Here is a 19,562-nt window from a genome sequence, read left to right as displayed (position 1 = left end):
GTTATCCCTTCACGGCACCGTCGGTGAGACCGCTGACGGCCTTACGTTGCAGGAAGACGAAGAGGATCAGGATCGGGATCGCGAAGATCGAGGCCGCCGCCATGGTGGCACCCCAGTCGTCGCCGAACTGACTCTGGAACTGGGAGAGCCACAGCGGCAGCGTCTTGGCCTCAGGGTCCTTGTTCAGGATGAGGACGAGCGGGAATTCGTTCCACGCCGTGATGAAACCGAAGAGCGAGGTGGCCATCAGGCCGGGGGCGAGCAGCGGGAGGATCACCTTGATGAACGCCTGCGGGCGGCTGCACCCGTCGACCATGGCGGACTCCTCCAGCTCCTTGGGCACGGCGGCAACGTAGCCGCGCAGCGTCAGGATGGTGAAGGGCAGCACCATGACCATGTAGAAGAACGTGAGCGGGACAAGGCTGTTGAGCATGTCCGCATCGCGGACCAGCATGTAGATCGCGATGACCATGACCTCCCACGGGGCCATCTGCGCGATCATGAAGATCAGGATCATGCTCTTGCGGCCCTTGAACCGCATCCGCGCGAGCGCGAACGAGGCGAAGAGCGCGATGATCAGCGAGAACACGACTGCGAGCAGCGTGACGGTCAGCGAGTTGCCGACCATGGTGAGGAAGTGCGGTGCGTTGTACACCGTCTTGAAGTGTTCGAACGTGGCCTCGGTCGGGAACCAGACCGGTTTCTCGGTGATGATGTCGCCCGTCGGCTTGAACGCCGTGGTGAACATCCAGTAGACGGGGAAGACCAGTACGGCGAAGAGGATGATCGCCGTTGCGTTGGGCCAGATGCGGCCGAACAGTGAGCGCTTCACAGCTCGTCCTCCTCTTGCTTGAGAACGATGCGGAGGTAGAACGAGGTCAGCCCCAGCAGGATCAGGATGGTGAGCAGCGAGATGGCGGCGCCCATGCCGTAGTGCTGGTTGCCGACCCCCTCGACGAAGGCGTAGATCGGCAGCGTCTCCGTGAGGCGGTTGGGGCCGCCCTCGTTGATGGTGAAGATCTGCGGGAACGCCTTGAACACCCAGATGACCTCAAGGAAGGTCGTGGCGAAAAGGAAGGGCCGCATGAACGGGAACGTCACCGAGGTGAAACTCTTCCAGCTGCCGGCTCCGTCGAGCGAAGCGGCTTCGTACAGTTCCTTGGGGATCGTCGTGGTTGCCGCGTAGAGGTTGATCGCCACGAACGGGACCGAGCCCCAGACGATCAGCAGCGTGATCACGAAGAAGGTGGAGAGCTGCGAGCCCGTCCAGTTGTAGTCGGCCATGGAGTGGAAGCCGGCCTTGTCGAGGACGTAGTTCACCACTCCGTAGCGCGAGGCGAAGAGCCACTGGTAGACCGTGGATGCCGCGACGAAGGGCATCGCCCATGCGAGCACCAGGCCCATCATCAGCGTCAGCCGCATCTTCTTGCCGAGGCGGGCGAGCAGCAGCCCGGTCAGCGTGCCGAGCACCATGATCAGTACGACGTTGACGCCGGTGAAGACGATGGTGCGGACGGTGACGCGCCAGAAGTCCTCACCGCCGAGGATCTCCTCGTAGTTCTTGAACCCGTTCCATTCGGTGACATGCTGGATCAGCTGTCCCATATTGAGGTTCTGGAACGACAGCATGCCGTTCTTCACCAGGGGATAGCCGAGGAGAATTGCTGTTACAGCGAGTGCGGGTACCAGCAGCAGATAGGGGGCGATCCCCACGCCCGGCTTCCGCTTGCGTCCCCCGCCCTGATTGGCGGGTGGTTGCCCGTCCTGCCCCCGGGCTGCGGCCGACTTCGCCACGTCCGACGGATTGGTTTGCACTGCCATGCTCGCCATCACTTCCAACAGAGCCCTACCGGAACGGTGCGTACAGCCGGGGCGGCGGGTGAAGGTCCGCTGCCCCGGCATGCATCGCGCTACTGCGACAACTACTGCTGCTGGCTCAGGCGCTTGTTGAGCTCGCCCTCGACCTGCTTGGCGGCGTCGGCGGGCGACTTACCCTGCAGGACCAGCGTCATGTAGGTCTTGATGGGGTTCGGCGGGTTCTCGACCGGCGCCCACTCCGGGATCAGCGGCGTCGTGCCACCGGCCTTGGCAGCGGCGGGGCCGGCTGCCTCGGCAGCGGGCTGGCCCACGGCGAACTTCTGCATGGCGTCGGACTTCGGGGTCCAGCCGGCCTCCTTGACGAGAGCACCGTCGTTCGCCTCGCTGAGGGAGATCCGCAGGAACTCCTTCGCCAGGTCCTGCTTCTTGCTGCCGGCGGCAACAGCGAAGTTGGAACCTCCGAGGAAGACACCCTCGGGCTTCTCGGCGGTCTCACCGGGAATGGTGAAGAAGCCGATGTCCTTCTCCAGCTTCGGGTTGGCCTTGATGGCCGTGCCGGCCTCGTAGCCCATCGCGATGATGGCGCCGGTCTTGCCCTTGGCGAAGACCTCGGCCTGCTGCGGGGTGGCCTCGTCCTTGTCCTTGGGGGCCTTGGAGTAGGACTGGTACTGCTTGTACACGTCCATGGCCTCGGCGACCTTCGGGTCGGCCAGGTTGGAGACGTACTTGTCGCCTTCCTTCTTGACCGGCTCGACGCCCTTGCCGACGAGCAGACCGTCGAAGAAGTACCAGTTCTGGCCGGGCAGGTATATCGGCTCGGCGTCACCCTTCTTCTTGATGGCGTCGAAGGCCTTGAAGAGGTCCGCGCGGGTCTTCGGCGTCTCGGTGATTCCGGCGTCCTTGAAGACCTTCTTGTTGTACATCACGACACGGTTGCCGAAGTACCACGGAAGGGCGTACTGCTTGCCCTCGTAGACGGAGGGGGCGTTGACCGCGTCGGCCCAGTCGCCGCCGATCTCCTTCTTCACGTCACCCAGCTCGGCGAGGCCACCGGTCTTGGCGTACGCCGGGGTCTGAGTGTTACCGATCTCCAGAACATCCGGCGGGTTGGACTCGGAGAGGGCTGTGGTGACCTTCTGCTGAATACCGTTCCAGTCCTGGACTTCGATCTTCAGTTTGGCCTTGGTCTTCTTCTCGAACTCCTCGGTGACCGTCTTGGTCCAACCGGGAGGGTTCGAGCCGGACATCGTCCAGACCGTCAGGGTCTGGCCCGCATAACCCTCGGCTCCGGTCTTCTTGCCGTCGCCGTCGTCGTCAGAACCACAGGCCGCCATGCCGAACACCATGCCCGCGACGCCGATCGCCGCGATGAGCTTGCGCTTCACGCCACCCTCCTCAGGGATGCTGCAACCCCTGCCCACCGCGCGAAGAAACGTCGACGAGTACTGCTGGGGCTGGAACCTGGTCTTTAATGGTTTAGACCAGTACCGGGAGCTTGGCCTAGACCTTTAGGGGTGTCAAGGGTGTATAAGAAGTGCACTCGCGTCCGTTATAGGACCGACACCTGAGGGAGGGCGACGACCCGTGACGGGACCGTGCCACCATGTGAGCCGCGACAGACGGAGGAGCCGGTGACGGCAGCAACGCAGCAGTCGGGAAGGCGGGCCATGGGTGCCGACGGGGGCAGTTCGGAGAACGAGACGGGCTCGGGCGCGGGTACGCGCACCGCGCGCGTCCCGAAGTACTACCGCCTGAAGCGACATCTCCTCGACATGACGGACACGATGCCGCCGGGCACCCCCGTCCCCCCGGAACGGACCCTGGCCGCCGAGTTCGACACCTCGCGCACCACCGTGCGCCAGGCACTCCAGGAACTGGTCGTCGAGGGCCGGCTGGAGCGCATCCAGGGCAAGGGCACCTTCGTCGCCAAGCCGAAGGTCTCGCAGGCCCTTCAGCTCACCTCGTACACCGAGGACATGCGCGCCCAGGGGCTGGAACCGACGTCCCAGCTACTGGACATCGGCTATGTGACGGCGGACGACACGCTCGCCGGGCTCCTCGACATCACCACGGGCGGCCGCGTCCTGCGCATCGAGCGGCTGCGGCTGGCGAGTGGCGAGCCGATGGCGATCGAGACCACCCACCTCTCGGCCAAACGCTTTCCCGCGCTGCGGCGTTCACTGGTGAAGTACACCTCGCTCTACACGGCCCTGTCCGAGGTGTACGACGTACGGCTGGCCGAGGCCGAGGAGACCATCGAGACCTCCCTCGCCACTCCGAGCGAGGCCGGACTGCTCGGTACGGACGTCGGCCTGCCGATGCTGATGCTGTCCCGGCACTCACTGGACGAACAGGGCGAACCGGTCGAGTGGGTCCGCTCGGTCTACCGCGGCGACCGCTACAAGTTCGTGGCCCGTCTGAAGCGTCCGCTGGACTGAACGAGCCGGCTCCGCCGCGCATTCCGAACAGCCCCCGAGGAACCGCTTCCCCGGGGGCTGTTCGGGCAACGGCACCCCCTCGCACCATCATTGGTCTGGACCAAGCCTCGTACGTTTGACGGCATTTCGACCATCCGGGCCCGCCCGGAGGACCGTTGCCGGACCGCAATGCGGACAGGGGGTGACGGTGGGCGGGACCCTCGCTTAGATTTCCTGCGCATTACACATGGTGATCAGCGAGGGGACGGAGTCGCCGCAATGCCAGCAGACCCAGGAAAACCACCGACGGTCACACCCGTGCGGGTGGTCATCGCCCTCTGCCTCATCGCGCCGTTCGTGGCGATGCTCTGGGTGAGTTCGTATGCCAAGGTCGATCCGACCTTCATCGGCATCCCGTTCTTCTACTGGTACCAGATGCTCTGGGTGCTCATCTCCACCGCGCTGACGATGATCGCGTACAAGCTGTGGCAGCGTGACCAGCGCTCCCGCAAGGGGGGTGCGTCGGCATGAAGGACGGCGTGAACGGCGTCGCACTCGGCGTCTTCATCTTCTTCTTCCTGGCCGTCACGGTCGTCGGCTTCATGGCCGCCCGCTGGCGCAAGGCCGAGAACGAGGCAAGCCTGGACGAATGGGGCCTGGGCGGACGGTCGTTCGGCACCTGGGTCACCTGGTTCCTGCTCGGCGGCGACCTCTACACCGCGTACACCTTCGTCGCCGTACCCGCGGCGATCTACGCGGCGGGCGCGGCAGGTTTCTTCGCGGTGCCCTACACCATCCTGGTGTACCCGATGATCTTCACCTTCCTGCCGCGGCTGTGGTCGGTCTCGCACAAGCACGGCTACGTCACCACCTCGGACTTCGTCCGCGGCCGGTTCGGCTCGAAGGGGCTCTCGCTGGCGGTCGCCGTCACCGGCATCCTCGCCACCATGCCGTACATCGCGCTCCAACTCGTAGGCATCCAGGCGGTGCTGGACGTGATGGGCGTCGGCGGCGGCGAGAACACCAGCTGGTTCGTCAAGGACCTGCCGCTGCTGATCGCGTTCGCGGTGCTCGCCGCGTACACCTACTCCTCGGGCCTGCGCGCGCCCGCGCTGATCGCGTTCGTCAAGGACGGGCTGATCTACCTGGTCATCGCCGTGGCGATCATCTACATCCCGATCAAGCTCGGCGGCTTCGACGACATCTTCGCCGCCGCGCAGGACAAGTTCAACGGCCCGCCGGGCGGCAAGCCGACCGGTGCGCTCGCGCCCGGCGCGGAGGGTCAGTGGGGTTACGCCACCCTGGCACTGGGTTCGGCGCTCGCGCTCTTCATGTATCCGCACTCGATCACGGCGACGCTGTCCAGCCGCAGCCGCAACGTGATCCGCCGCAACACCACGATCCTGCCGCTGTACTCGCTGATGCTGGGGCTGCTCGCACTGCTCGGCTTCATGGCGATCGCCGCCGGGGTCAAGGTGGACAACGGCCAGCTGGCGATCCCGCAGCTCTTCGAGAACATGTTCCCCGACTGGTTCGCGGGCGTGGCGTTCGCCGCCATCGGCATCGGCGCCCTGGTGCCCGCGGCGATCATGTCGATCGCCGCGGCGAACCTGTTCACCCGGAACATCTACAAGGACTTCCTGAAGCCCGACGCGACACCCGCGCAGGAGACCAAGGTCTCCAAGCTCGTGTCGCTGCTGGTGAAGGTCGGCGCACTCGCCTTCGTCCTCACCATGGACAAGACAGTCGCGATCAACTTCCAGCTGCTGGGCGGGATCTGGATCCTCCAGACGATGCCGGCCCTGGTCGGCGGCCTGTTCACCCGGTGGTTCCACCGCTGGGCGCTGCTCGCCGGCTGGGCGGTCGGCATGGTCTACGGGACGGCCGCCGCCTACGGCGTCGCCAGCCCGACCCAGGCGCACTTCGGCGGGTCCTCCAAGGAGATCCCGGGCCTCGGGGAGATCGGCTACATCGGCCTCACGGCGTTCGTGCTGAACATCGTGGTCACCGTCGTCCTCACCTTCGTCCTGAACGCTCTGAAGGCCCCCGCCGGGGTCGACGAGACCTCTCCGGGCGACTACACCGCGGACGAGGGCGACCCGGGCGTGCAGACGGAGCTCCCGCCGGCCACGGCCGGGGCGCCGGGCGGTCACTGACAACGCCGGTACGGGCCGTCGCACCCCCACACGCAGGGGGTACGGCGGCCCGTCCGTGTGCCCGGCGGAAAACACTTGCGGGCACGGCCCGGGGGTGCGGCAGACTTCCGCCCATGGACATGACGATCCGGCCGGTCGAGCCCGCCGAACACGCCCTCCTCGGCGAGATCACCGCCGAGGCCTATCTCGGGGACGGGCTGCTGGACTTCGGTGCCGACGATCCGTACCTGGTGCACCTGCGCGACGTCGCCCGGCGGGCCGCCGAGGCCGAGGTGCTCGTCGCCGCCGACGCGCGGGGCCGCATCCTGGGCGGAGTCACCTACGCCCCGCCGGGGAACCGGTGGGCCGATATCGCGGCGCCGGACGAGGCCGAGTTCCGGATGCTCGCGGTCTCCCGCGAGGCCCGGGGAGCCGGGGCCGGTGAGGCGCTCGTACGGGCCTGCATCGACCGCGCACGGGGCACCGCGGGGGTCACCGGGATCGTCCTGTCGACGCAGCCGGCGATGCGCGGCGCCCATAGGATCTACGGGCGCCTCGGCTTCGTACGGACGCCCGAGAGGGACTGGAATCCGCTCGACGACCTCAAGCTGCTGACGTATCGCCTGGCGCTTCCGGCGACGTCATAGCGTCACACCAAATATCCCGCGCGACACAACATGTGGGGGCTGCCGTATCCGGCTGCCCCCACATGTATGCTCGTGCTCGCTGTCGCCGCAGGGAAATCCGGTGCGAATCCGGAACTGTCCCGCAACGGTGTGTTCGGTGTGCTTTTGGGCACCCCTGAGTCCGAGGACCTGCCGACAGCACATCCGGCTCGACCGATCCGGATGCCCAGACGTCCGGGCCTCGTGGATGGGCCGGTGGACGCCGTACGGAGTGCCGCCAGGACCGGGGCCCGGCTCCGCCCGGCTGCCCCCGTTCCCCCGCCGGCCCCGAGCCGAGCGAGGGAGAGCACCACGTGACCATCGCGCCAGCCGATCCGGTTTCAGCGGCCGAATCAACGGGATCCACGAGCGACGGACCGGGAACCGCACTGCTGCGGACCCTCACCGACCTCACAGCGGATCTGCCCGACACCGACCCCGGACGCGTCGCCGCCGCCGCGCTCCGCGGCCGCAACGCCCGGTCGGACGAGGCCGAGCTGCGCTCGCTGGCCACCGAGGCCGCCGCGGGCCTGATCTCCGAGGACCCCGCCTACTCCCGGCTCGCCGCCCGCCTCCTCACCCGCTCCATCGCGGACGAGGCGGCCGGCCAGGGCGCGACGTCGATCGAAGCCTCGGTCGCCGTCGGACACCGCGAGGGCCTGATCGCGGACCGCACCGCCGAGTTCGTGACGCTCCACGCCGCCGCGCTCGACGCCCTGGTGGGGCAGGCGCTCGCCGACGGCGCCGACGACCGCTTCGGCTACTTCGGCCTGCGCACCCTGTACAGCCGCTACCTCCTGCGGCACCCGATCACCCGCCAGGTCATCGAGACCCCGCAGCACTTCATGCTGCGCGTCGCCGCCGGACTCGCCGAGGACACATCCGAGCGCGCCCTGGACGAGGTCGCCGCGCTGTACCGGCTGATGAGCCGGCTGGACTATCTGCCCTCGTCCCCCACGCTCTTCAACTCCGGTACCCGGCACCCGCAGATGTCCTCCTGCTACCTGCTGGACTCACCACGGGACGAGCTCGACTCGATCTACGACCGCTACCACCAGGTGGCGCGCCTGTCCAAGCACGCGGGCGGCATCGGCCTCTCGTACTCCCGTATCCGCGCCCGCGGTTCGCTGATCCGCGGCACCAACGGGCACTCCAACGGCATCGTGCCGTTCCTGAAGACGCTCGACGCCTCCGTCGCCGCGGTCAACCAGGGCGGCCGGCGCAAGGGCGCCGCCGCCGTCTACCTGGAGACGTGGCACGCGGACATCGAGGAGTTCCTTGAGCTGCGCGACAACACGGGCGAGGACCAGCGGCGCACGCACAACCTGAACCTGGCGCACTGGATCCCGGACGAGTTCATGCGCCGCGTGGACGCGGATGGCACCTGGTCGCTGTTCTCCCCGGCCGATGTGCCCGAGCTGGTCGACCTGTGGGGCGACGAGTTCGACGCCGTCTACCGCGCGGCCGAGGCCAAGGGCCTTGCGCGCAAGACCATGCCGGCGCGTGAGCTCTACGGCCGGATGATGCGGACGCTGGCCCAGACCGGCCAGGGCTGGATGACGTTCAAGGACGCCTCCAACCGGACCGCGAACCAGACCGCCGAGCCCGGCCGGGTCGTGCACTCCTCGAACCTGTGCACCGAGATCCTGGAAGTCACCGACGACGGCGAGACGGCCGTCTGCAACCTGGGCTCGGTCAACCTCGGCGCGTTCGTCGCCGACGGCACCATCGACTGGGAGCGTTTGGACGCCACCGTCCGTACCGCCGTGACCTTCCTCGACCGGGTCGTCGACATCAACTTCTACCCGACCGAGCAGGCCGGGCGCTCCAACGCCCGCTGGCGGCCGGTGGGTCTGGGCGCGATGGGCCTCCAGGACGTCTTCTTCCAGCTGCGGCTGCCGTTCGACTCCCCCGAGGCGCGCGCGCTGTCGACGAAGATCTCCGAGCGCATCATGCTCGCCGCCTACGAGGCGTCCTGCGACCTCGCCGAACGGTCGGGTCCGCTCCCCGCCTGGTCCGAGACGCGTGCCGCCCGCGGTGTGCTGCACCCGGACCACTACGACACCGAGCTGAGCTGGCCGGAGCGCTGGGACGCGCTGCGGGCCCGCGTCGCGAAGAGCGGGATGCGCAACTCGCTGCTCCTGGCCATCGCGCCGACGGCGACGATCGCCTCCATCGCGGGTGTGTACGAGTGCATCGAGCCGCAGGTCTCCAACCTCTTCAAGCGCGAGACGCTCAGCGGTGAGTTCCTCCAGGTGAACGCCTACCTCGTGGACGAGCTGAAGAAGCTCGGCGTGTGGGACGCGCGGACCCGTGAGGCGCTGCGCGAGGCGAGCGGCTCGGTGCAGGGCTTCGCGTGGATCCCCGAGGAGGTGCGGGCGCTGTACCGCACGGCGTGGGAGATCCCGCAGCGCGGACTGATCGACATGGCGGCGGCCCGTACGCCGTTCCTCGACCAGAGCCAGTCGCTGAACCTGTTCCTGGAGACGCCGACGATCGGCAAGCTCTCCTCGATGTACGCGTACGCCTGGAAGCAGGGGCTGAAGACGACGTACTACCTGCGCTCGCGCCCGGCGACCCGGATCGCCCGTGCCGCGTCCGGCCAGGCGGCGGCCGCCACCCCCATTCCCGTGCAGCAGGCCGCGGCGCCCGACGCGGACGCGATCGCCTGCTCCCTCGAAAACCCCGAGTCCTGCGAGGCCTGTCAGTAATGAGCACCAACGACAACAAGAACCTGCTCGACCCGGGCTTCGAACTGACCTTGCGGCCCATGCGCTACCCGGACTTCTACGAGCGCTACCGGGACGCGATCAAGAACACCTGGACGGTGGAGGAGGTCGACCTCCACTCCGACGTCGCCGATCTCGCCAAGCTGTCCCCGGGCGAGCAGCACATGATCGGCCGGCTCGTCGCGTTCTTCGCGACGGGTGACTCGATCGTCTCCAACAACCTCGTGCTGACGCTGTACAAGCACATCAACTCCCCCGAGGCGCGGCTGTACCTGTCGCGGCAGCTCTTCGAGGAGGCCGTGCACGTCCAGTTCTATCTGACGCTGCTCGACACCTATCTGCCCGACCCGGACGACCGGGCGGCCGCCTTCGACGCGGTCGAGGAGATCCCGTCGATCCGCGAGAAGGCGCAGTTCTGCTTCCGCTGGATGGACTCGGTCGAGAAGATCGACCGGCTGGAGACGAAGGCCGACCGCCGCCGCTTCCTGCTGAACCTGATCTGCTTCGCGGCGTGCATCGAGGGGCTGTTCTTCTACGGCGCGTTCGCCTACGTCTACTGGTTCCGCTCGCGCGGTCTGCTGCACGGCCTCGCCACGGGCACGAACTGGGTGTTCCGTGACGAGACCATGCACATGAACTTCGCGTTCGAGGTCGTGGACACCGTCCGCAAGGAGGAGCCGGAGCTCTTCGACGACGCCCTCCAGGAGCAGGTCACCGACATGCTCAAGGAGGCCGTCGAGGCGGAGCTCCAGTTCGGCCGGGATCTGTGCGGTGAGGGACTGCCGGGCATGAACACCGAGTCCATGCGCCAGTACCTGGAGTGCGTCGCCGACCAGCGGCTCACCCGGCTGGGCTTCCCGGAGCTGTACGGCTCCCAGAACCCGTTCTCGTTCATGGAGCTCCAGGGCGTCCAGGAGCTGACGAACTTCTTCGAGCGCCGCCCCTCGGCCTACCAGGTGGCGGTCGAGGGCACGGTCGGCTTCGACGACGACTTCTAGACCCTCGCCCAGCTCCTGACGTACGGACGCCGTGCGGCCCCCACCGGCTGTGCGGCGTCCGCCGTTTCCGGTGGTTCGGTGCTCCGGCTGCGTTCCGCCTCCCGGAGCTCGCGGTCGATGCGGAACTCGCGGGCGATCCCGATCAGCGCCGGGAGCAGGACGAGGACGATAACAGCGGATATGCCCAGGACGTTCTGGAATGTGTTCATGCCTCTACTGTCGTCCGTGCGAGCAGAATCCGGCAGTGGCAGGACTGTCATAGAGCGTCGAATTACTGCCACACTGGGGGCATGCTGAAAAATGTCGCCGTCCTGCTGCTCGACGAGGTCCACCCCTTCGAACTCGGAGTGCTCTGCGAGGTGTTCGGTCTCGACCGCAGCGACGAGGGGCTGCCGGTGCACGACTTCGCCGTGGTCTCCGCCGAGGGCCCTGTGCTGCAGACCCACGCCGGTTTCAGCATCAGCACCCCGCACGGCCTCGACCGCCTGGAGGAGGCCGATCTCATCGCCGTACCGGCCGGCAGCCACTTCATGGACCGGGACTATCCCGAGGAGGTCCTGGACGCCCTGCGCCGGGCCGTGGACCGCGGTGCCCGGGTGCTGAGCGTCTGCTCGGGGGCGTACGTACTGGGCGCGGCAGGGTTGCTGGACGGCCGCCGCTGCACCACCCACTGGCGCCACTCCGACGCACTGGCCCGCCGCTTCCCGAAGGCCGTCGTCGAGCCCGACGTGCTGTACGTGGACGAGGGTTCCGTCATCACGTCGGCGGGCACGGCCGCGGGCATCGACGCCTGTCTGCACCTGGTCCGCCAGGCCTACGGACCCGCCGCCGCCAACACCATCGCCCGCCGCATGGTGGTGCCCCCGCACCGCGACGGCGGCCAGGCGCAGTACATCCAGCGGCCGCTGCCCCGCGACCGCTGCGACACGGTCGGCGACACCCTCGTCTGGATGGAGCGGCATCTGGACCAGGAGATGACCGTCGAACAGCTCGCCGCCCAGGCGCACATGTCGCCGCGCACCTTCGCCCGGCGCTTCCAGCAGGAGACGGGCACCACGCCGTACCGCTGGCTGCTGCGCCAGCGGGTGCTGCTGGCGCAGCACCTCCTGGAGACATCGGATGAAACGATGGACACGATCGCAGGACTGTCCGGCTTCGGGAACGCCGCAGCGCTGCGGCACCAGTTCGTGCGCTCGTTGGGCACCACGCCGAACGCGTACCGCAGGACCTTCCGGGGGCCGTCCGATCTGACCGAAGTCGCCTGATACCCCACCGCACCGTCATCCGATCATTCGTCCAACCGTTTCGCTCACCTGTCCATGGACCGGGCCCCGGCGACGGGCCAGGGTCGGACGATGGACATCCGGATGGCAAGACGAAGGACCATCGGGGCCGTGGTGGCCGCGCTCGCCGCCACGCTGCTGCCCTGGCAGAGCGCCGCGGCCGTGGACGGACCGGCCGCCGCTCCCCCGCCCGAGGTGCTGCCCTCGCTGCGGCAGTGGCAGGCCGGGGAGGGGGAGTTCACCCTCACCGACCGGGCCAGGATCGTGCTGGACGGGGTGCGGGAGCAGCGCACCGCCGCCGACGCGAAGCGATTCGCCGGTGAGCTGAAGGGCGGCGCGGCGGTGTCCCGGGGCAGGGCCCGCTCGGGCGATGTGGTGCTGCGCCAGGATCCGTCCCTGAAGGGGTCGTTGGGCGCGGAGGGCTACCGGCTCGACGTCGGCGACCGGCTCACGGTCACCGCCGCGACCTCCACCGGTGTGTTCTACGGTTCGCGCACCGTGCTCCAGCTGCTGAACGACGACGGCCGCGCCGCACGCGGTTCGGCCACCGACGTGCCGAAGTACCGCGAGCGCGGTGTCGGAGTCTGCGCCTGCTACATCAACGTCTCGCTGCCGTGGTTCGAGCGGCTGATGAAGGACATGGCCTCCCAGAAGCTCAACCAGCTCTGGATCGAGGCGAAGGTCAGGAGCGACACCGACCCGAAGTCGGCGTTCTGGGGCTACTACACCAAGCCGCAGGTCCGCACGCTGGCCGCGATGGCGAAGAAGTACCACATCGACCTGGTGCCGGAGATCAACTCCCCCGGCCACATGGACACCTACCTGGAGAACCACCCGGAGCTCCAGCTCAAGGACAAGGACGGGGTCGCCTCCCCGCCCCGGCTGGACATCTCGCGGCCCGAGGCTCTGACGTACTACACGTCCATGGTCGACGAGGCACTGAAGGTGTGGGACACCCGCACCTGGCACATGGGCGCCGACGAGTACATGATCGGCTCCTCGTATCCGGACTATCCGCAGCTGCAGACCGCCGCGACCGCGAAGTTCGGCGCCTCGGCCACCCCCGACGATCTCTTTGTCGACTTCATCAACCAGGTCAACGCGCACGTGAAGGCCGACGGCCGGTCGCTGCGGATCTGGAACGACGGGCTGACCGGCCGCAACGGCATCGTGCCGCTGGACCGCGACATCGCCGTCGAGCACTGGCTGGGCGGCAGCAGCATCCAGCAGCCGTCCGAACTGCTGGCCGAGGGCCGCCCGGTGATGAACTCCGCGTACTCGCTCTACCTGGTGCGCGGCGGCTTCACGATGGACACGAAGAAGCTGTACGAGAGCGACTGGACGCCGCTGAGCTTCGAGGGCGAGACGCTGCCCGCCACGGCGGCGAACCTGACCGGCGCGAAGATCAGCCTGTGGCCGGACAGTGCGGCGGCCGAGACCGAGAACGAGGTCGAGGCGAAGACCTTCATGCCACTGCGCTTCCTGGCGCAGGCCACCTGGGGCGGCCCGAAGCCCAGTGACACGTACGCCGGTTTCGAGGCCCTGGCCCGTCGGACCGGTCACGCGCCCGGCTGGCAGAACACCGACCGCACCCCGCTCGCCGACGGCACCTACCGGCTGACGGCGGGCGCGAAGGCGCTCGCGCCCGGCGCGGACTCCGGGGTCTCCCTGACCCGGGGGGCGACAGCCGCCTGGACTCTGACGGCGACCGCCGACGGCTACTACACCGTGAAGTCCGCCGCGAGCGGCCTGTGCCTGGACGCGGTGCGCGGGAAGAAGTACCTGGGCGCTCCGCTGGAGGTGGGGGCCGAGCTGTCGCTCGGGACCTGCGCGGCGGACACCCGGACCCAGCGCTGGCAGCTGGACGCCGGGGCCGGTGCTCTGGTCCTGCGCAACGCCGTCTCGCAGCTCCGGCTGACGGAGCGTTCCGCCGACGGTGCGGCGGTCCAGACGACGGGCGGGACGCGCCTGACGGCGAAGTCCGCCTGATCGCGGCTGTGGGGCCCGCCGGCACAGGCGGGCCCCACAGCCGTGTCAGATGCCGCAGTTGGGCGCCGACCAGAAGTGGCTCGGGCCCTGGTTCACGTGGACGTGGTCGTTGTGGTCCGGGTAACCCGGGCCGAGGATCCCGTTGAACCCGTGGTTGCGGGCCTGCTGGGCCAGGGTGCAGAAGGCGATGCCGCCCAGGTCGGCCGCGTCGCCGTACAGATGACGGCTGTTGGAGGCGCCGCCGACCGCACTGTTGCAGGACGTGGAGCGGAATCCGCTGTTGATGGTGATGGGGCGGTCACCGAGCGCGTGGCGCAGCGCCTCCAGCTTCCACATGGTGCTCAGCGCGTTGGCCTTGGCCGTGCCCGCCGCGACGGCACCACCCGCCCAGGTGCTGTTGCAGCGGTTGAGCTCGGCGTACGCGAAGTGGGCCGGTGTGCAGTCGTTGTCCTGGAGGGCGTAGAGCTTGGCCTGGGTGGCGGGACCGGCGATGCCGTCGGCCGCCAGTCCGTAGGCGGCCTGGAAGCGCTTGACAGCAGCCGTGGTGGCCGGCCCGTAGGAGCCGTCGACGGCCAGTACGGAGTTGTATCCGGGGTATCCGGCCACCCTGATCTGGAGCTGGACGACATCGGCGCCGGTGGCGCCGGAGGACAGGGTGCGGGTCCAGGTGTAGCAGCCGTCGGCCTGCGCGGTGCCGGCCGTGACCACGGCCCCGCCCAGCGCGAAAGCCATGGTCATGACAAGGCCGAGCAGGAGTCTTGCGGAACGTCCGAGCATGAGGGCTCCCTACCGCGACGAAGGTGTGGACAGAGAGACTGTCGGACGAGTTGACGCGCGTCAACTATGCACAGGAGAAGGCCAGTTGACGGACAGGAAACGCCGCGGGGGCCCCCCCCGGCGTACCGGGACAGGGCCCCCGCGGCTTCGTGCCAGGCCGCTTCAGTCGTTCGGCACGATCTCGTAGCGCGGGGTGTTCTCCTCCATCTGCCGGAGCGCGTCCTTGCGGTCACGCTTGGAGAGGCGGTCGATGTACAGGTAGCCGTAGAGGTGGTCCGTCTCGTGCTGGAGGCAGCGGGCGAAGTAGCCGTTGCCCCGCACCTTGACCGGGTTGCCCTTCGCATCCTGGCCGCGCACCACCGCGTAGTCCGGGCGGGCCAGCGAGGCGTACGCCGTCGGGACCGAGAGGCAGCCCTCGTTGGAGTCGTCCAGGGCACGCTCCTCGGGCGCCAGCTCGTCGAGCACCGGGTTGCAGATGGCACCCGTGTGCCGCACCCCGTCGTCGTCCGGGCAGTCGTAGACGAAGACCTTGAGGTCCACCCCGATCTGGTTGGCCGCCAGGCCCACACCCTCCGCCGCCCGCTGGCTGGCGAACATGTCGTCGATCAGCGTGGCCAGCTTGTCGTCGAACGCGGTGACGTCCTTGCACTCCTTGTGCAGGACCGGGTTGCCCACCACCGTGATCGGGTGCGAGGTGCCGCGCTCGCGGTATGCCGCCTCACGCGCCTCACAGTCCTCGGTGTCGACGAGGAAACCCTCGTCGTCGACGCTGATCTGCTCGTCCGTCTCCTGCTGCGCCATGTCCGCCGTACGCCTTCCTCAAAACCCGAATCGATGCGCGTACAGCCTACGGGCACCGGTCAGCAGACTTCTTCGAGATCCCGCCACTCACGGCTGTCGGGGCTGTCCGCCACCCAGCCGTCGAGCAGCCCGCGCACCAGACCGGCCGGCGCCGCCAGACCGCACTCACGCTCCGGCACCCACAGCTCACCGGCGGTGCGGTGCCCCAGTGGGCCCGGGTGGCCCGGCTCGCTGTGGTCGTGCGGGTCGAGGTGCTCGCCGTCGCCCTCGTCACTCTCCATCCGGCTCTCCGAGCAGGCCCGGCAGAGCAGCCGGACGGACGAGGACCAGTCCTCGGCGGCGAAGCCCGCGTCGGATGCCAGCTGCTCCAGGGCGTCCCGGTCCGCCTCCGTTGCGGCTTCGAGGAGCACCACCCAGGTCGGCACGGGGGACGGCGCCCACAGCTCGATCTCGTCGAACACGGGGTACGAGGGCCCGGCCGCGGTGATCCGCTCGCCGTTCGGCACCCCGTCGTGCAGCACGACCTCGCCCCAGCGCCGCCCGGAGGAGGGCAGCGGGATCGACAGCACTTCGATCCGGGCCGGGTCCAGCCTGCGGCCCCACACGACCTCGGCCTCGCCCTCGGGCGACAGCCGCACGGCCGCGCTGCCCAGCTCCATGCCGACCGGCTCACTGCCGGCGGCCGGGGTCTGCTGCGGGCCGCCTGGCACCTTCAGGCCGTACGCCTGCCAGGCCCGGCGCGCCAGCGGCCAGTCCTGCAGCGCGGTGGCGGCGATCCCGACGTTCCACCAGTCGGGGGCGCCGGACTCCTTGTCGAGCAGCGCGACCGCCCGCAGACCCGCGGCCCGCGCCTGCTCCCAGTCGTGCCGGAACTTGTGCAGCAGCGCCAGGTTGAACCACGACTCGGAGAGCCAGGGCTCAAGGTCCGCCGCACGGGTCAGCAGCGCGCCCGCGTCCTCGTACCGGCCGTCGCCGATCAGCGTGAACGCGCGGTCCGTGGCCTGCCGCCAAGAGGCGGAGGGCCGATGCCGTACCTTCCCGAAGATCCTCACGATTCCCGCCTGTCCCGACTGGACACCCTCGTTCTACGCTCTCTTCGCATCCAACCATGCCCGGCCGGACGCCCGCTCATTACCCATGGGTTACCCAGGCAGGACAGGGGTCAGACCGCCCCTGGCCAGAACCCTGACAAGGGATTCCACGACCTGGGGCTGGTAGTCGTGGCCGGTCCCGAGCCTGAGCTGTTCCAGCGCACCGAGCGGCCCGCCGATACTTTCCCCGCACAGGTCGTCGTATGCGTTGACCGCTCTGACGATCCTCGCGGACAGCGGCTGCTCGCGGTAGGGGTCCGCCTGCTGCTCCACCACGACCGCGACCTTCGCGTCGACCCCGGTCTGGCGGACCACGGCCCCGCCGAGCAAGGCGATCCGGCGCTGCTCGGCGGCGGGAAGGGTGGCGGTGGCCCCTTCCGGGACCGGGTCGACGAGCGAGAGCTGGCCGATGTCGTGCATCAGGGCCGCGTACTCCAGGACCGTGAGCTCGGGCCCGGAGAGCCCCAGCTCACGTCCGACGGCCGTGCAGAGCGCCGCCACCCTGCGGGCATGGCCGTGCGGGGTGTATCCGGCGATCTCGGTGGACCGGGCGAGCGAGGCGATGGTCTGCCGGTAGGTGGTGCGCACGGTGACGTAGCGGCGGAACGACACCTGCGTGAGCAGCAGCGGTACGCACAGGACGGGCAGCGCCCACAGCCCGGCGGCGGCGACACCGAGCGCCATGACCGCGCCGGTCGCGCAGACCGCCGATCCGATGCCCATCAGGGCCCGCAGCTCGTCGCGGAGCAGCGGGCCGTACGGCACGGGGGTGCGGGCCCGCACCAGCAGGGCGCCGAGCACGGCGTCGCACAGGGCGGTGAGCCCGAGCAGCACGAGCAGGAAGGCCGCGTAGTACGGCCCGTCGCCGAACCAGCTCTCGGACCGGCCGGAGTGGTAGAGCGGCTGGAAGCACACGGCCGCGAAGGCGACGGTCAGGATGCGGCGGGCCACCTGGTCCGGGCCTGGTCCGCTGCCGCGCGCCACATGGGGCACGCAGGCCACGAGCTGGGCCGCGACGAGCACGGCGACCACCTGGAGGACGCCCTGCCCGGTGGGCTCCCCGCCACTGCGCCCGAGCAGGGCGTACGCGAGCGCCCCGGCGGCACCGAGCGGAGCGGGCTCCCGTTCCCCCGGCAGAGCGCCCCAGCGGGCCAGCTCACCGATGGTGATGAGTACCCCGAAGGCGAGAGCGTGGCCGGGGCCGTCGACCCCGTGCCAGAGGGTGTGCCCGAGCGCGGCGGCGGTGAGCGCGAGGGCTGCGCCGCGAACGGCCAGGGTGGCGGGTGTCAGCCGCACCCACTGCGCTGTCACTCCGGCAGCCGGGACGGCGGAGCGGACCGTCCGGACGGCCGGGCCGCACCCACATCGAGCCCGCCGCGAGGGTGCCGGGGCGGACCGGCTGCCGTTTGGTCCTCAATCGCCGGACGGGCTTGATTCTGGTGCGGCACCTCGTCCGCCGTCACGGCGGACCCCGCCCCCGCCCACCCGTGCCGCTCGACCCCCCGCGCCAGCGCCCGCACCATCTGCGGATCGAACTGGGTCCCGGCACACCGTTTGAGCTCCTCCACGGCGACCGGCACCGGCCGCCCCGGCCGGTAGGACCGGGTCGAGGTCATCGCGTCGAAGGCGTCCGCGACGGCGACCACGCGGGCGAACTCGGGGATCTCCCGGCCGTGGAGCCCGTACGGGTACCCACTGCCGTCGAGCCGTTCGTGGTGGTGCAGGATCGCCGCCCGCGCCTCACCGAGGAAGCCGATGCCGCGGACGATCTCGTGCCCGTACTCCGGGTGCAGCTCGATCACCCGGCGTTCCTCCGGCGTCAGCGGCCCGTCCTTGCGCAGCACCCGGGTCGGTACGCCGAGCTTGCCGACGTCGTGCAGGATGCCGGCGAAGCGGAGCACCTCGACCCGGTCCTGCGTCATGCCCAGCTCATGGGCGATCAGTACGGAGGCCCGCCCCACCCGCTCGCTGTGGCCCCGGGTGTAGGTGTCCTTGATGTCGACGGCCTGCACCAGGGCCCTGATGGTGGCGCGGTGCGCGGCGTGCTCGCGGTGGTACTGGGCGAAGACCCAGCACGAGATGTACATCGGCAGCAGGACGAAGAGCGCGGCCAGCGGCCCGTACGAGCTGGTCCACAGGACCGCCATCATCAGTCCGGCGAGACCGTGCACGAGGTGCGGGCCGAGCGCGCGCGGCAGCAGCCCGCTCCAGGCCCGCCGCAGCGGCAGTTGTTCGGCCGCGGCCAGGATCGAGCCGTCCAGCACGGTCAGCACGAGGCTGAAGGCCAGTGCGGCCGCGCAGGCGGGCAGCAGCGCGTACGGGAGGTCGGGCAGCCGCCCGGCTCCTGAGCCGCCGAGCGCGGCCGGACCGCCGAGCAGCGCATGCACACGGGACGCCGCCCAGACGGTGAGCGCGAGCTGCGCCGCCCGCCAGAGACGGCGGGCGGCGACGGGGTGGTTCTCCACCCGGCCGACGAGCGAGCCGGGTATCGCGACCAGCGCCGCAGCGGCGGGCGGCAGCAGAAAGGCGGCAGCGAGCAGCAGCGGAAAGAACGATCCGGCACTGACCGGCACCGAGCTGCCGAAGAGGGGGTAGCGGCCGGGAAGTTCGCAGGCCAGGTAGAGGCCGGTGAGCAGCCCGAGGGTAGTCCACGGAGTGCCCGCACCGGGGCGCAGCGCGGGCAGCGCACAGAGGGTGGCGCAGAGCGCGACGGCGAGGATGTGGAGCCTCGCCGCCCCGCGTGTGGCTCTCAACCGTTCCGCCCGCCCCCCCCCAGCATCGCCAATAGAGGCGCCAGGCTAGCGAGTTGGGCGTACCGACTGAGTGCCGACGGCCACGATTAGCACGTTCGGGTGATGC

General features: G+C 69.3%; 17 protein-coding genes and 1 riboswitch. Of the genes, 8 read left to right on the top strand and 9 right to left on the bottom strand.

All coding sequences use genetic code 11. The features are described from left to right. Position 1 precedes the first annotated feature (1 nt). The 3 genes from ACFVW8_RS13805 to ACFVW8_RS13795 form a co-directional block, all read right to left on the bottom strand. The gene (locus ACFVW8_RS13805) at positions 2-832 is read right to left on the bottom strand and encodes a carbohydrate ABC transporter permease (protein WP_389689432.1); all 831 of its coding nucleotides are present in this window, start codon (positions 830-832) and stop codon (positions 2-4) included. Continuing rightward, positions 829-1,821, bottom strand: a complete 993-nt coding sequence (locus ACFVW8_RS13800) for a carbohydrate ABC transporter permease (protein ID WP_389689430.1) — start codon at positions 1,819-1,821, stop codon at positions 829-831. The genes ACFVW8_RS13805 and ACFVW8_RS13800 overlap by 4 nt, the downstream gene beginning before the upstream one ends. Positions 1,822-1,922: 101 nt before the next feature. Further along, positions 1,923-3,203, bottom strand: a complete 1,281-nt coding sequence (locus tag ACFVW8_RS13795) for an extracellular solute-binding protein (RefSeq protein WP_389689428.1) — start codon at positions 3,201-3,203, stop codon at positions 1,923-1,925. 282 nt (positions 3,204-3,485) lie between these two features. Between ACFVW8_RS13795 and ACFVW8_RS13790 the strand changes: the two genes are divergently transcribed. The 6 genes from ACFVW8_RS13790 (at position 3,486) to ACFVW8_RS13765 (ending at position 10,762) form a co-directional block, all read left to right on the top strand. Next, a complete protein-coding gene (locus ACFVW8_RS13790; protein WP_389689484.1) occupies positions 3,486-4,256 on the top strand; it encodes a GntR family transcriptional regulator in 771 nt (256 codons plus the stop codon). Between the two features lie 258 nt (positions 4,257-4,514). Then, positions 4,515-4,766, top strand: coding sequence for a DUF3311 domain-containing protein (locus tag ACFVW8_RS13785; RefSeq protein WP_389689426.1), 252 nt, complete (start codon positions 4,515-4,517; stop codon positions 4,764-4,766). Next, positions 4,763-6,391 (top strand): monocarboxylate uptake permease MctP, encoded by a 1,629-nt coding sequence (gene mctP / locus ACFVW8_RS13780; protein WP_389689424.1) that lies wholly within the window; start codon positions 4,763-4,765, stop codon positions 6,389-6,391. Before ACFVW8_RS13785 ends, mctP begins: the two co-directional genes overlap by 4 nt. A gap of 113 nt (positions 6,392-6,504) precedes the next feature. Continuing rightward, entirely contained in the window at positions 6,505-7,017 is a 513-nt protein-coding gene (locus tag ACFVW8_RS13775; protein ID WP_389689422.1) for a GNAT family N-acetyltransferase, read from the top strand. A 53-nt stretch (positions 7,018-7,070) separates the two neighbouring features. Further along, positions 7,071-7,208, top strand: a riboswitch (cobalamin riboswitch). 141 nt (positions 7,209-7,349) lie between these two features. Next, on the top strand, positions 7,350-9,746 hold the full coding sequence (locus ACFVW8_RS13770; protein ID WP_389689420.1) for a ribonucleoside-diphosphate reductase subunit alpha: 2,397 nt from the start codon (positions 7,350-7,352) through the stop codon (positions 9,744-9,746). Then, complete coding sequence (locus tag ACFVW8_RS13765) at positions 9,746-10,762, top strand: ribonucleotide-diphosphate reductase subunit beta (RefSeq protein ID WP_389689418.1); 1,017 nt, start codon at positions 9,746-9,748, stop codon at positions 10,760-10,762. The genes ACFVW8_RS13770 and ACFVW8_RS13765 overlap by 1 nt, the downstream gene beginning before the upstream one ends. On the opposite strand, the gene ACFVW8_RS13760 is transcribed toward ACFVW8_RS13765, so the two are convergent. Then, positions 10,759-10,971 carry a hypothetical protein gene (locus ACFVW8_RS13760; protein WP_389689416.1) on the bottom strand — a complete coding sequence of 71 codons (213 nt, stop codon included), beginning with the start codon at positions 10,969-10,971 and terminating at the stop codon, positions 10,759-10,761. The genes ACFVW8_RS13765 and ACFVW8_RS13760 overlap by 4 nt on opposite strands. An 81-nt stretch (positions 10,972-11,052) precedes the next feature. Between ACFVW8_RS13760 and ACFVW8_RS13755 the strand changes: the two genes are divergently transcribed. Together ACFVW8_RS13755 and ACFVW8_RS13750 are read left to right on the top strand one after the other, a co-directional pair. Next, the gene (locus ACFVW8_RS13755) at positions 11,053-12,027 is read left to right on the top strand and encodes a helix-turn-helix domain-containing protein (protein ID WP_389689414.1); all 975 of its coding nucleotides are present in this window, start codon (positions 11,053-11,055) and stop codon (positions 12,025-12,027) included. Between the two features lie 102 nt (positions 12,028-12,129). After that, on the top strand, positions 12,130-14,034 hold the full coding sequence (locus tag ACFVW8_RS13750; protein WP_389689412.1) for a family 20 glycosylhydrolase: 1,905 nt from the start codon (positions 12,130-12,132) through the stop codon (positions 14,032-14,034). Between the two features lie 45 nt (positions 14,035-14,079). On the opposite strand, the gene ACFVW8_RS13745 is transcribed toward ACFVW8_RS13750, so the two are convergent. From ACFVW8_RS13745 to ACFVW8_RS13725, 5 genes are all read right to left on the bottom strand, one after another. Continuing rightward, positions 14,080-14,811 (bottom strand): D-Ala-D-Ala carboxypeptidase family metallohydrolase, encoded by a 732-nt coding sequence (locus ACFVW8_RS13745; RefSeq protein WP_389689410.1) that lies wholly within the window; start codon positions 14,809-14,811, stop codon positions 14,080-14,082. A gap of 162 nt (positions 14,812-14,973) precedes the next feature. After that, entirely contained in the window at positions 14,974-15,612 is a 639-nt protein-coding gene (gene def / locus ACFVW8_RS13740; RefSeq protein ID WP_389689408.1) for a peptide deformylase, read from the bottom strand. A 59-nt stretch (positions 15,613-15,671) separates the two neighbouring features. Then, positions 15,672-16,664 (bottom strand): tetratricopeptide repeat protein, encoded by a 993-nt coding sequence (locus ACFVW8_RS13735; protein WP_389689406.1) that lies wholly within the window; start codon positions 16,662-16,664, stop codon positions 15,672-15,674. Positions 16,665-16,754: 90 nt separating this feature from the next. Next, positions 16,755-18,014 (bottom strand): HD-GYP domain-containing protein, encoded by a 1,260-nt coding sequence (locus ACFVW8_RS13730; protein WP_389689404.1) that lies wholly within the window; start codon positions 18,012-18,014, stop codon positions 16,755-16,757. Further along, entirely contained in the window at positions 18,011-19,456 is a 1,446-nt protein-coding gene (locus tag ACFVW8_RS13725) for an HD-GYP domain-containing protein (protein WP_389689402.1), read from the bottom strand. Before ACFVW8_RS13725 ends, ACFVW8_RS13730 begins: the two co-directional genes overlap by 4 nt. Positions 19,457-19,562 lie beyond the last annotated feature (106 nt).

Source organism: Streptomyces sp. NPDC058221 (assembly GCF_042882365.1).
Classification (GTDB): Bacteria; Actinomycetota; Actinomycetes; order Streptomycetales; family Streptomycetaceae; genus Streptomyces.
This window is presented reverse-complemented; position numbering and strand designations above follow the sequence as displayed.

Bases quoted from the DNA above. Each gene is read 5' to 3' on its own strand.
- ACFVW8_RS13800 (WP_389689430.1), bottom strand. From the start codon at position 1,821: ATGGCAGTGCAAACCAATCCGTCGGACGTGGCGAAGTCGGCCGCAGCC.
- ACFVW8_RS13790 (WP_389689484.1), top strand. From the start codon at position 3,486: ATGGGTGCCGACGGGGGCAGTTCGGAGAACGAGACGGGCTCGGGCGCG.
- ACFVW8_RS13760 (WP_389689416.1), bottom strand. From the start codon at position 10,971: ATGAACACATTCCAGAACGTCCTGGGCATATCCGCTGTTATCGTCCTC.
- ACFVW8_RS13745 (WP_389689410.1), bottom strand. From the start codon at position 14,811: ATGCTCGGACGTTCCGCAAGACTCCTGCTCGGCCTTGTCATGACCATG.
- mctP (WP_389689424.1), top strand. From the start codon at position 4,763: ATGAAGGACGGCGTGAACGGCGTCGCACTCGGCGTCTTCATCTTCTTC.
- ACFVW8_RS13775 (WP_389689422.1), top strand. From the start codon at position 6,505: ATGGACATGACGATCCGGCCGGTCGAGCCCGCCGAACACGCCCTCCTC.
- ACFVW8_RS13765 (WP_389689418.1), top strand. From the start codon at position 9,746: ATGAGCACCAACGACAACAAGAACCTGCTCGACCCGGGCTTCGAACTG.
- def (WP_389689408.1), bottom strand. From the start codon at position 15,612: ATGGCGCAGCAGGAGACGGACGAGCAGATCAGCGTCGACGACGAGGGT.
- ACFVW8_RS13785 (WP_389689426.1), top strand. From the start codon at position 4,515: ATGCCAGCAGACCCAGGAAAACCACCGACGGTCACACCCGTGCGGGTG.
- ACFVW8_RS13755 (WP_389689414.1), top strand. From the start codon at position 11,053: ATGCTGAAAAATGTCGCCGTCCTGCTGCTCGACGAGGTCCACCCCTTC.
- ACFVW8_RS13750 (WP_389689412.1), top strand. From the start codon at position 12,130: ATGGCAAGACGAAGGACCATCGGGGCCGTGGTGGCCGCGCTCGCCGCC.